We start from the raw sequence: 12,120 nt of genomic DNA, 5'->3' as shown, positions 1-12,120 counted from the left end.
AAGGGGGAGAAATTCGCTTGTTAAAAGTAGCAATCTGTGATGATTCAATGAAAGAGCATCAGCAATTCCAAACGTTTTTTGCTCAATTATCTGAAGATACATCCAACAACTTCGAAATATATTACTTTTTTTCAGGAGAGGCATTATTGCAGCATTATAAACAGCATGGCCGATATACATTTCATGTCCTGATGCTGGACGTGGAAATGGAGGGGATGGATGGGATCGAGACGGCGAGGACAATCCGTTCATTGCCGGATCGGGAAGTGCAAATCATTTATACGACTCATTATCCGCAGTATATGATCGACAGCTTTGATGTACAACCATTTCATTACATGATCAAGCCTGTGGCCTATGAGCAGTTTCAGGTGATAATGGGGAGATTATGTGACTATATTAATGCCGCAATTCGCCAATATGTAATAGTCAAGACGGATGCAGGTGAAATCGTATTGCGAGCCTCGGACATCATTGCAATTGTAAAGATTGATAAAAGACACGTGGAAGTGATCACAATCGAGCGACGCTTCACCACGGTATGCACATTGGCTGATTTTACGAGCAAACTAAATGCTTTTTTTTATCAGATTTATCGTTCGATAATTATCAATCTAGAGTATGTACACAAATTCACTTCCGATACCGTGTTCATGTCCAATAAGGAGTCATTTCCGTTGGGGCGTTCCTATAAGAAGGGGATTCATGAAGCGTATATCAGGTACAGAGTTGCCCAATTCAACGGTCGGGGGTAACTTCATGCCGTTTGAATTTTTCATAGGAACAACTTCTTTGGAACTATATTTGCTTTACCGGTACTTTACAGTTCTGTTCTACGCATCGGATAAAAAAAATTGGATCATCAGGCTTGCTTATACAGTAGCTGGAGGGATTATATTCTTTTCATCCATGTCATTTTTACCGGTTCTAATCACAGGATTATTGTTATTTTCAATTTTTCTCCTTATCTCCCTTCTCTACTCAGCGCCAATGAAGTACCGAGTTTTGTTCTCTTTCTTATATCTTCTCCTGGACTTCATCGCGGAATGGCTGTCGTATCAGCTTATCTTGTTTTTTCAAGGACTGGAAAACACGAACGATTTAACTACATCAGAAACCCGGTTTTTACTCTTGGCTGCTTCTTCATTCATTATGTTGTATTTGATCATCATACTGCAGGTGATCAAATGTAGAAGATACACTTGTCAGTTGGAAAAGGCCAGTTATTTTGCCGTCCTATGCGTAATTTTGTTTAACTTTATCATACTAAAGACAACTTTTTTCTATGCTCATCGTAATTGGCTATACCCATTTTCCGTTATAGGCATTATCGGAATTAATTTTCTTATCGTCTTTCTATTTAGGGCTTGCTGAACATATTGCCTTTTAGGCCACAGAGGCTGACGGCACAGATTCAGCAACAGTCTGAAAATCGGCAAAAAGAGAACGCGCAGCTTGCGTTCGAGATTCATAACAAGCAGTTGTAGAGCAATGACCGTTTCGCTTGTCTCTCGAAGGCGTGCTCGAATACGCCCCAGTCCGTAGGAGCGTTTGCCTTCTCCGAATTTTCCTTCGATCGCGTTACGCGTTGAAGCATCCTGTCTGGCCTGGTTCCGTTCTGGTTCCGCTTCTTTCTTCGGACGTCCTAAGTTTGGACCACTCAGACGGATGCCGTGCTCCTTACAATAGCGAAGGTTCTCCCGGTTTCGGTAGATTTGGTCGGCTAGAATGGCTTCCGGATAACACCCATATCGCTGGACGAACGACTCCACGGAAGCTTTCAGTGTCATGCTTTCGTTGAAGTTATCCCAGGACAGCTTCTCCATCCGAGCGTAACCATCCACCAGACTGATCGCCAGCTTTGCTCCAAACTCGACGGGAGCATTCACTTTCCCGCGGACAATCGGCCGTACATGCGGTTGGGAAAGACTGACGATTCGATCTTCCACCGAGTGTGTCCGTTTGTCGTACATCTCTTGCTGTTGACGATACAGCTCGGAAATGACGAGCAATTGCCGATACTGCTGCGAACCCAGTTGATTCAAGCTGCTTTTCGCTGCCAGCATTTCGATGATGCGAAGATTACGCGAAACATAACGAAGCTGTTTGCCAACCGCTTTCCGGATGGCTTTGGCACCCGTTCGCCGTTTCTTGGCGATCTCGAGGTAGCGTTTGCGGGCGGTTTGACGATACGTTCTCGGTTTCTTGGCCTTCCCGACGAAAGGCTCGTGCAGAACATCGATGATCGCTTCGAGTTTTTCCCGCGCCTCGTTCAATAATTTCAAATCGGTCGGATACGAGATGTCGGCCGGTGCGCAGGTCGCGTCGAGCATCAAGGTGCCTTTGTTGCATGGTTTCTCTTTGCTTTTGCCGTCTTCATTAACGGATGTTCCATCAGAGCCATGGCCGCTGCCTGGAGGATCTTGAGGATCGTTCTTGTTTTGTTCCTGCTTCTTTCGCTCTGCGTCCTCTTCCAAAATCCAATCGTTGATTCGTTCAATGACATCCGCACCCAATCGCTTGCGGAAATGGGTCAACAGCGAGTGATGAAACGGAGGCTTATCTTGGAACGCCGGCAGCCCAAGGAAGTACTGGTAGTACGGATTTTCGGTGATCTGCTGGACCGTCTCTCGATCATCGAGCTGCATACGTTCCTGAATGTACAGCGCTCCCAAAGCCATACGAACAGACAAAGGGATCTGACCGCGCATTGATTTCTTGAACGACTTCGCGTAGAATTCTTCTGCCCGCCACCACGGGATGATAGCGGCCAGTTGCACCCAACGGTTCTCCTTATTTAATTTACCGCCAAACGGCAAGTAGAAATCTTCGAACAACTGAAGCTGGCTTTCGGTTCTACGATACATGTCGGCTCACTCCACGTGCACGATTTTTTGCAAGAAATTCGCATTCTCCTTGCATTTTATTTCGAGTTAGAGTCCAGAAATCCTTGTAAAACCTTTGAAAAATGATTGTTCAGCAAGCCCTATTTAATCGTCTAATGGAAAAAAAACGGTTGGCAGATGAAAACCGGCAACTGCAAAAGCAAATAGAGTATCAGCACAATAACGGTGAAAAAATGGTTCATTCCTTCAAAATCCTGAAACGCATCCTACATGATACCAAAAAACATTTAGTATTCATCCGCGCTTGCATTCAGGAGCAGCGGGACGAGGAAGCCATCGCGCATCTCAATCAAATGTTAGAACACATGAATTCCGCCAATTTACGTATTACAACAGGAAACCTTGTTATTGACGCCCTAGTCAGCCATTCGCTTGATATCGCATATGATAGCGGCATAGCGATGACACACGACATACGAATTGTCGCGTCAGATATTTTTCTGGACCGTTATGATTTATGTATCGTACTAGGAAATGTGCTGGACAATGCAATTGAAGCCGCTCGGCTTGTTCCTAAAATGGAAGACAGGTTTATCCACTTGAATATATCCTCGAACTCGCAAGCTTTGTTCATTCAAGTCATAAATGCACGACGAGGGCAAAACCACTTTTTGGAACGCACGTGTAAAAACAATCTTGACTTGCATGGAATCGGGTTGAGCAACATCCAGCGAGTAGCCCAAAAATACGGCGGATATCTCCAAACGAGGCCAGGAAATAAACGATTTGATACTATCGTCGTACTTCCATTTATAATAGATTAGTCCTATTAACCGAAAACATCCATTGCGTCGATACTGAAAAGAGTAGATTTCTCTTATGGTAATAGACGTAACGACCCAGCCTTAGATAGTTCTTATCTTTAGACTGGGTCGTTTGTTGACCGACCTTCTTCCATGATTATACATCTGTCAACCAAGGGGCGGTAGCCCCATTGCGTGAATTACGGTGTTATAGGATGTCAGCGCCTTCTTTGAAAACGTCCATTCCCCTCAAGGAACGAGAGTTATTTCCCTATGCGCTGCCGAGCACATTTCCCCTTACTTTTTCTTAATAGGTATCCATATTTCACTTTTGAAATTTGGTGAAGTTACATCCTTGTGCTCGTTCCACAGGATTTCCGGTCCCTTGCTTAGCTCATAGTCTGAGGACGGAAACCATTCTGAATAGATGCGTCCCCAAACCTCCTGAAGTGCAAGTGGATAAGAGCCGACGGCCGTGAATACAGCCCATGTGGAAGCCGGTACCTCCAGTGACGCCAAGCCTTCCGGAGCCTCTTTCGTCGTGGCCGCACCAATGTAGTGATCGAGTTCCCCTTTCTCCTCCATCCGTCCTTCACTAAAATTCGTAGAAGCACTAATCAGTCCCGAAGGCTGAATATTCGACAACCCCTTAATCATTTTAATAAATTCTGGCGTTAAATCTTTCACCATCGAGGCAATCTCCGGATTCACCCCATGGAATATCATAGGCACTCTCTTTTTGATCCCAACGATACGAAAAGCCTCTTTCTCTTCAATGCGGTAGTTCATTTCACTTCCTCCCTTAATGGTCAACTGAAATGTCATCCGAGGGAAGGCTTTGAGAGACTGTCCATGGAACCTGGCTTCCGAGGGAGTAACCCCATGCATACTTTGGAATGCTCTAGTAAATGAATCCGGTGAGGTATATCCGTATTTCAAAGCAACATCGATGATCTTGATGTCACTATGACTTAATTCTAATGCTGCTAGCGTCAGCCGTCTGCGGCGGATGTATTCCGACAGGGTAATGCCTGCAAGAAAGGAGAACATGCGTGTAAAATGATATTCCGAACAGCAGGCAATCCTCGCGGCCTCCTTATAGTCCACAGTCTTCGTCAAGTTCTCCTCGATATAGCTCAAGGCCTCGTTCAGTCGCGCCAGCATATCCATGATAACGCCTCCCCTCATTAACCAAAGCATAGCAGAAACGGTATTCGTTCCTCCCGACATTCCGTGCACTTTCCTGCAGGGTAAATCCTTTGCAGCAGACCATAAAGAGGTTTTGAATTTTTATAATTTCTTGTGCTGATTTCCTATAACGTTCTTGTATCTACGAGCCCGAGTGGCTTAAAGGAGCGTCAGCGACCGTGTCCGACGGACTTCGCCTCGCAGGGTTGTTTGTTCGCTGATTCAATTTCTTTGTTAACGCTTCTTGAGAAGCAAGGGCAAAGCCCGCAGCATAGATACGGTGTTATCCGAAGTTCAACTCTCCTTGAGATACTCCTGTTGCACTTCCTCTCTACTCTTCAAGACTAAACTAAATTTTTTACGGTCATTTGGTAATCCTAGTTTAATAAAAACAGCATATTTGTAGTTCAATGAATTATCCAGTATATATCCTTTAATCTTTTCAATATCATATTTTTCAAGTCTCTCTGACACATTTGCTTTTTTTACCTCAATGGCAATAAGATTATTACTTGTTCCTCTTTTATGTACAATAATATCTGGAAATACTGACTTCTTCCCGGTTAAAAAGTCTTGATTATCACTTAGTTCGTGTATTAGTTTCATTGTTAGTTCATTGAATTTCTTAATATCATTAAGATTTCTGTTGTACTCTACATCAACATCCCATTCATAAAATACCGCCCCCAAATGAATAGCCAACCTATGTGATATTGACCTTTCATTTGAGTTATTATCGATGATATTATTAGCAAATTATTTTGTTATATCCAGAATCAAAGAATCCATGACCAGCATAATAAAAAATAAACTGATCACTCTCATTTAGCCGGGATATTTCATATCGAAGCTCTTCCGTCAGTGCTGATTTTGTTGCATCGACGTCTAGCCATATCTTAATATTTTCATGAGGTACTTTAAGATAATCGATTAACCACTGTCGAACTGGTTGAGCATCATTTTTTGCGTAATCAACCTTTTTAACTCCAAATTGATAATTTTCGACTGCAACAATTACCGCATAAGTATTATTATATTTCTCTGCAGTTTTAATCACCACCTAAGATTGTTATCAGCTTTTCAATTTATTATTAGTCTTAACCAGCGGGGGAATCCATATTTCACATTCCCCGAATACTCCAGCAGCACATAGAGCACCCCGCGCACCAGTTCTCTTCTGTAGTTCCCTACCACTAAATCACGCAAACTTGCGACGTCATACCGCTTCACCTTCACGACAGTATTGCTATGATAGAAATTATACCTAGGAGCCGTGCGAAATGAATGGCAAAGCGAATGGACGGTTACAGGCTATTGTACAAGCTTAGCATCCTATGCGAATCCTAACGCCAACTCCACTTCAGTCCACCTTCCCAAATTCACACTCACAACGCTTGCCAACCCTAAGTATACCTACAGAGTGTAATATTGGAAATATCATCGTACATAGAAAAAAAGACACCTCCTCCAACTGCAGGCAGATCGAAGTGTCTCCAATGCTTTCAGAAAACGATGCATGAACACCATTCATAATTTTTGATTCTCGTGCGTTTTGCTGGAAATCATTGAGGCTAACTATATCATCATCTATAACATGCATTTTGTATGCAGCAGCTTCAAAGAAATAAATCGTAAATTTGTCTACAAGCCACTTGTTAATGCGACTTGTTCCCTCGAAAGTTAAAAATTGCTGCACCACTGCAGTATTCTCTAAGACATCTAGCTACCCGAAATTGATTCCTGCAAATCTGCAGGAATTTTCCCCACTTCGGCCCCGAACGGGATAAAAAAGGTCAAAAAGCTGCACCAGTGCACTAGGGCGTGTATGCAAACCTTAAGCCAACCAGATCATGGAAGAGGCCAGCTTTAAGAAGGCAACAAAAGTACAGGCCAATTTATCGTACCGAGTTGCCAGCCGACGATTATGTTTGAGTTTGTTGAACAGGCATTCGACCAGATGACGCTCTTTATACAACCACCAGTCGGTTGTACGTTGGATCGTGCGATTCTTCTTACTGGGAATGACGGAATGGGCCAGTTTCTCTTCCAAAAGCGCAATGATTTTATCGGTATCGTATCCGCGATCCGCCAAAACATGTTTACCTTGTATGTCTTGGGTTTGCAGGATCTCATAACCCGTTACACAATCATTGATGTTGCCTGCGGTTACTTCGAAGCGTAGCGGATTGCCAAGGCCGTCTACAACGGCATGAATCTTGCTGGTTAAGCCTCCGCGTGATCGTCCGATGGCTTGGAATTGCTGCCCCCTTTTGCCCCCGCGCCGTGTTGGTGAACACGAACGATGGAAGCATCGAGCATAACACTTTCGTCATCGGGATTGGCAGCCAGAACCTCTAGCATTCGATCAAAGATGCCTGCTTTCTCCCAGCGGCGGAAACGACTGTAGACACTGCTCCAGGAGCCATAATGCTCTGGCAAGTCTCGCCAAGGCGCACCAGAACGAATCACCCAAAGCATGGCATTGAACATTTTTCGGTTATCGATTGCCGGACGTCCACCCTGTGGTTTCCGTTCCGGTGGCAAGAGGTCTTTGAGTCGTTCCCATTGGTCATCTCGTATCTCATATCGTCTTCTCATAGGATAAGTTTACCAGATATTTGGCTATTTCGATAGTTTGCGTACACGCCCTAGCGTTGCATCAATCTTTTTACGAAAATTTCTATCCCATAAGTCTCTATATTTGTAACTTATTGAACTATATTCATGGACAAAAATAAAGAAATCTCCTATTGTTGAGTTACCCTAACGTTATCCATAAAACGCCTCAACAAAGGAGATTTCTTATGGATAACGTACCGAATCATAACGTCATTTGTCAATGCCTAAAATGGTTACATGTCCATTCTACTCGACACGAGTCATTGGATTACCGGGCCCAAAAGCTGTTTGTCGGCTCTTCGACACTCTTATTTGTAGAGGCACAGCTTCAGCAACGAGACTCATACAAAGTCATGTCAGAGCATGTAGCGGCTAATCCTGAATTTCAAGATCTTCTGGGTCTCAAGAGCATAAGCGCTTCTCAACTATCGCGGAAGCTGAAACGGCTGCCTATGGAGTATCTTCAGACGCTCTTTTTCTCGCTCATTGATCGAATCAAGCAACTTACAAAAGGGAAACGCGGCATTACGCCTGGTATTGGGAAACTCAAGCTAATCGATTCATCGGGAATTACACTACCTCCCATTCTCGCGAAATGGTCCTATTGTTCCAAAAGTAGCCATGGCGTGAAGATGCACACCTCCTTGGTCGTTGCGGACTCCAAAACGATGTATCCAGACAAGATCGTCGCTTCAACCAAAGATGTAGCCGATCATGAAGTCGTGTTGGAATTTACAGTGGATAAAGATGCGACCTACGTGATGGACCGAGGATACCAGGTATACGACCATTTTCAGAAATGGGTAGAGGATAAGATTAAATTTGTTTGCCGCGTCAAGCAAAAGAGCCGGTTAACGATCATCAGAAAAAGAGACCTCCCCAAAAGGCAGAATGGGTTTATCCTTGATGCTGATGTGACGATGCCGGAGCTGCCAGCGGTTCTGCGTTTGATTGAGTTTAAGGATGACCAAGGGCGTACCTATCGAATTGTAACGAATCGATTTGACTTATCCGCACATCAAATTGCCGAGATTTATCGAAATCGCTGGCATATTGAGTTGTTTTTTAAATGGGTCAAGCAGCATATTCGATTGGTAAAACCCCACGGTTATACGGCCGAAGCGATTTGGAACCAAATGTATATTGCTTTAATCGCGTATGCTCTCTGTTTGCTGATTAAATTAACACTGGACTGTAAAAAGTCGACATGGGACCTCCTCCAGTTGATTCGCATCTATGCGGAAAAACCATGGGAAAATTTGATCGCTGCACTCAACCGCAAGCCGACTCGAACATCTAGAGGTCGACCAAAGCGAAATGGGAGACGTCCGAAAAAGGCAACAAAGTCGATGAAACCGAGACTGATTGTGACGTAATGACAAACGAAAACGATTTTTACATATAATGGATAACGCGTAGGGTCTGTTTCCAGCTCGACTTTTTTAGACTTAGCGCGGACATCGCAAATGTAAATATATATCATATATTGATGTTAATTGAAATTAGATTATGAACTAACCGCTCGATGCAACGCTAGTGGCACCAGTGCAGCTTTTTGACCAAATCGGCCTCCCAAAGGAGGAAAATGCTGTAGTTTTGCAGCAACTGTCACCCGGACGCGGCACTTCCCCTGGGAGGCCCAGCAGCACTCCACCTGTGCACCTGCGAATGGCACCTGCTGCAGCCCCTGCAGCTACAGCTGCAGGGGCTGCAGCACGCCAGTTCCTACTCCAGCACCCGCGCCAGCTCCGTGAAAATCACGCCGAGCGCATAAGCGCCGGCGTCCGGGTAGCCGAGGCTGCGTTCGCCAACCGTGCCTGCCCGGCCCATCCGGGCGACGATGGTCTCTGTATGCTTCGCCCCTTGGACGGCGGCTTCCGCCGCAGCAGCCGCGGCGGTCTTCAGATCGTCGCCCGCTGCGGCGCTCCGCTCCCAGGCGTCCGCGAACGGAGCAAGCGCGTCGATCAACGTCTTGTCGCCGACAACCGCGCCGCGGCCGAAGGAACGCTCGCCGGTGTCCTGAATCCCTTTGACTACCGCCTGCATCATCTCCGCGAATTCCGGAACCGTCAGTTCGGTGCGGTCCCCGGCATATTTCCCGGCCGCCCGGAACGCCGAGCCCCAGATCGGCCCGGAAGCGCCGCCGCAATGCTCCATAATGACCAAGGAGCAGGCATGGAAGAACTCGCCGATATTCCCGGCGTGATACGCCATAATCTCATGCCATTCGCGCTTCAATTGCTTGAAGCCTTTGGCGACGCTCATGCCGAAGTCGCCGTCGCCGGCATGCGAATCGAGCTCGCAGAAGGCCACTTCATTCTCGATAATAATCTCGCTCATCTTGTCGGTCAGATAGATCAAGTTGTTCAGCGAGAACACATTCCGTTCAATTTTCGCATAGGCAGGATCCGTCTCGCAGCGATAGGACACCGCTTGCTTCTCCGCCGTCTCCGCAGCCTCCTCCTGGACAGGCAGCGGAGCGAACGGCCCGCTGACCTGCAGCGCTGGGGTATCGCAGTTCGCCGCCAAATACTTCTTCAACTGATCATCCAGCCGCATCAGAGACACGGAGGCGCCCGCCATATCGATGCTCGTCATATAGTTTCCGACGAAGACCTTGAGGATGGAAACGCGACGACTCCGGATTTCCCGCACGACCGCGTTCGCCAACAGATACAATTCCTGCAGCGGCGAGCCGCCGAAGCCGTTCACCAGCACCGCAAGTTCCTCGGCGGAACCATCGTCCAGCTTCATGTCGCGGAACAGGTCCGCCACCATTTTCTTCGCCAGCTCATCCGCCGACTGCATCTTCTCCCTGCGGATGCCGGGCTCGCCGTGTATGCCGACGCCGTACTCGATTTCTTCCTCGCCCAGCTCGAAGGTCGGAGTCCCTTTGGCCGGGACGGTGCAGGAAGTGAGGGCGAAGCCGATGCTTCGCGTGCGGTCGATCGCGTGTTGGGCGATTGCCTTCACGTCCGCCAATTCCAAGCCCGCTTCGGCGGCGGCGCCGGCGATCTTATGCACGAGCACCGTTCCGGCCACGCCTCGGCGGCCGACCGTATACAGACTGTCCTCCACCGCGATGTCGTCGTCCACCTTCACATAATCGACCTTGATTCCGTCTTCTTCCGCGAGATGGGCCGCATTTTTGAAGTTCATAATGTCGCCGCTGTAATTTTTGATGATGAGCAGCGTGCCCTTGTTGCTGGCGGAAGCCTTGATTGCTTGATAGACCTGAATCTGGGACGGGGAGGCGAACACGTCGCCGCATACCGCCACATCGAGCATCCCCTGCCCGACGAAGCCGGCATGCGCCGGCTCATGGCCGCTTCCTCCGCCGCTGATCAAGGTGACCTTGTCCGCGTTCAGCTCTCTCTTCTTCACGATCTTGTATTTGCTGATGAACTCCAGTTCTGGATGGGCAAGCACCAGTCCGCGGCACATTTCCCGGACGAGCGTCTCCGGCTTATTGATGATCTTCTTCACGATTATTCACCCTTTTGCTTAAATTGCTGGCCGATCTTATCCGCGACGCGAATCGCGGCCACCACCATATCTTCATTAACCGGGAACGGCATCGAATGAATCGACTCTTCCGCGATGCAGGCTTTGGCCGCCACATTCCGCAGCTCTTCATCCGTCACGCTCGTCACGCCGATATCGGCGAGACAGACCGGCAGGCCTACGCTGACACAGAATTGCAGCACCTCATTGATTTCCGCCGTGCTCGCATTTTCCAGAACCAATTGCACCAGCGTCGTAAAGGCCACTTTCTCCCCATGATAATAATGATGCGTACCCTCGAGCGCCGTCAAGCCATTGTGGATCGCATGAGCCGCCGCGAGACCGCCGCTTTCGAAGCCCAGGCCGGACAACAGGATATTCGTTTCCACAATATTTTCAAGCGCAGGGGTCACCAGATTCGCGTCGCAGGCCGCTTTGGCCTTAGCGCCATCCTCCAGCAAAGTCTCATAGCACAGCTTGGCCAGAGCCAGCGCGGCCCGGGTGCCTATTGCCGGCCCAACGCCCTCTTGCTCTCCGCACGGCAGACCTGCATTGACTCGCGAATACGAATTCGACGTCGCTCTTGCTTCGAAGTAAGTAGACAGCGCATCCCCCATCCCGGCGACCAGGAAGCGCGTCGGCGCATTCGCGATTACCGTCGTATCGATCATGACGACCGTCGGGCTTTGCTTGAAATAAGCATAATCATCGAACTCGCCCTCCGGCGTATACAGCACGGCCGAATGGCTTGTCGGCGCATCCGTCGCCGCGATGGTCGGCACGATAATAAGCGCTTCGCCCTCCGCGACGCATTTGGAGGTGTCGATCGCCTTGCCTCCGCCCAGTCCGATCGTGCAGGAACAGTTATGCTCCGCCGCAAGCTGCTTCAACCGCTGCACTTCCTGGCGGGAGCATTCCCCGTTGAAACCGCTCTCAACTAGCGTCACTCCATAGGTCTTCATCGTATGTTCAAGCTTCGGCTTGACGCGCTGCACATCATCGGCATGGGCAATCAGCAGAGCCGATTCTCCGAAGGTCTTGATGAAATATCCCAGATTCAACAGCTCATTTTCACCTTGTACATATTTGGCTGGACTGATAAACGCTTTTCTCATTTGCGTAATCCTCCTCTGCGTATGTGTACTTCCGTTTCCATTATA

At 47.8% G+C, this 12,120-nt stretch carries 9 protein-coding genes and 1 pseudogene; 3 read left to right on the top strand and 7 right to left on the bottom strand.

Annotated elements, in window-relative coordinates; all coding sequences use genetic code 11:
- Positions 1-17: 17 nt before the first annotated feature.
- On the top strand, positions 18-755 hold the full coding sequence (locus OCY70_RS06775) for a LytR/AlgR family response regulator transcription factor (protein WP_213431492.1): 738 nt from the start codon (positions 18-20) through the stop codon (positions 753-755).
- A 534-nt stretch (positions 756-1,289) separates the two neighbouring features.
- On the opposite strand, the gene OCY70_RS06770 is transcribed toward OCY70_RS06775, so the two are convergent.
- On the bottom strand, positions 1,290-2,867 hold the full coding sequence (locus OCY70_RS06770; RefSeq protein ID WP_390905197.1) for an IS5 family transposase: 1,578 nt from the start codon (positions 2,865-2,867) through the stop codon (positions 1,290-1,292).
- Between the two features lie 149 nt (positions 2,868-3,016).
- On the opposite strand from OCY70_RS06770, the gene OCY70_RS06765 reads away from it, so the two are divergent.
- Entirely contained in the window at positions 3,017-3,670 is a 654-nt protein-coding gene (locus OCY70_RS06765; protein WP_213431338.1) for an ATP-binding protein, read from the top strand.
- A 276-nt stretch (positions 3,671-3,946) separates the two neighbouring features.
- Here OCY70_RS06765 and OCY70_RS06760 read toward each other — a convergent pair whose 3' ends face one another.
- The 4 genes and pseudogenes from OCY70_RS06760 to OCY70_RS06745 all read right to left on the bottom strand — a co-directional run.
- The gene (locus tag OCY70_RS06760) at positions 3,947-4,819 is read right to left on the bottom strand and encodes an AraC family transcriptional regulator (protein ID WP_213431337.1); all 873 of its coding nucleotides are present in this window, start codon (positions 4,817-4,819) and stop codon (positions 3,947-3,949) included.
- A gap of 312 nt (positions 4,820-5,131) precedes the next feature.
- Complete coding sequence (locus OCY70_RS06755; protein WP_213431336.1) at positions 5,132-5,527, bottom strand: hypothetical protein; 396 nt, start codon at positions 5,525-5,527, stop codon at positions 5,132-5,134.
- 58 nt (positions 5,528-5,585) lie between these two features.
- A complete protein-coding gene (locus tag OCY70_RS06750; RefSeq protein WP_249725674.1) occupies positions 5,586-5,894 on the bottom strand; it encodes a caspase family protein in 309 nt (102 codons plus the stop codon).
- A gap of 843 nt (positions 5,895-6,737) precedes the next feature.
- Positions 6,738-7,435 (bottom strand): annotated as a pseudogene (locus tag OCY70_RS06745) (IS5 family transposase); the annotation flags it as partial.
- Positions 7,436-7,641: 206 nt separating this feature from the next.
- On the opposite strand from OCY70_RS06745, the gene OCY70_RS06740 reads away from it, so the two are divergent.
- Positions 7,642-8,832 carry an IS4 family transposase gene (locus tag OCY70_RS06740; protein WP_261944552.1) on the top strand — a complete coding sequence of 397 codons (1,191 nt, stop codon included), beginning with the start codon at positions 7,642-7,644 and terminating at the stop codon, positions 8,830-8,832.
- Positions 8,833-9,181: 349 nt separating this feature from the next.
- On the opposite strand, the gene dhaK is transcribed toward OCY70_RS06740, so the two are convergent.
- Positions 9,182-10,942: a dihydroxyacetone kinase subunit DhaK gene (gene dhaK / locus OCY70_RS06735; RefSeq protein WP_213428653.1), complete on the bottom strand. Its 1,761-nt coding sequence runs from the start codon at positions 10,940-10,942 to the stop codon at positions 9,182-9,184.
- A gap of 2 nt (positions 10,943-10,944) precedes the next feature.
- A complete protein-coding gene (locus OCY70_RS06730; RefSeq protein WP_213428651.1) occupies positions 10,945-12,075 on the bottom strand; it encodes a glycerol dehydrogenase in 1,131 nt (376 codons plus the stop codon).
- Positions 12,076-12,120 lie beyond the last annotated feature (45 nt).

It is taken from the genome of Paenibacillus melissococcoides, from assembly GCA_944800085.1.
GTDB lineage: Bacteria > Bacillota > Bacilli > Paenibacillales > Paenibacillaceae > Paenibacillus_B > Paenibacillus_B melissococcoides.
This window is presented reverse-complemented; position numbering and strand designations above follow the sequence as displayed.

What these genes read in the sequence shown, in the direction of transcription:
- OCY70_RS06740 (WP_261944552.1), top strand. Translation starts at nt 7,642, where the DNA reads ATGGATAACGTACCGAATCATAACGTCATTTGTCAATGCCTAAAATGG.
- OCY70_RS06770 (WP_390905197.1), bottom strand. Translation starts at nt 2,867, where the DNA reads ATGTATCGTAGAACCGAAAGCCAGCTTCAGTTGTTCGAAGATTTCTAC.
- OCY70_RS06760 (WP_213431337.1), bottom strand. Translation starts at nt 4,819, where the DNA reads ATGGATATGCTGGCGCGACTGAACGAGGCCTTGAGCTATATCGAGGAG.
- OCY70_RS06730 (WP_213428651.1), bottom strand. Translation starts at nt 12,075, where the DNA reads ATGAGAAAAGCGTTTATCAGTCCAGCCAAATATGTACAAGGTGAAAAT.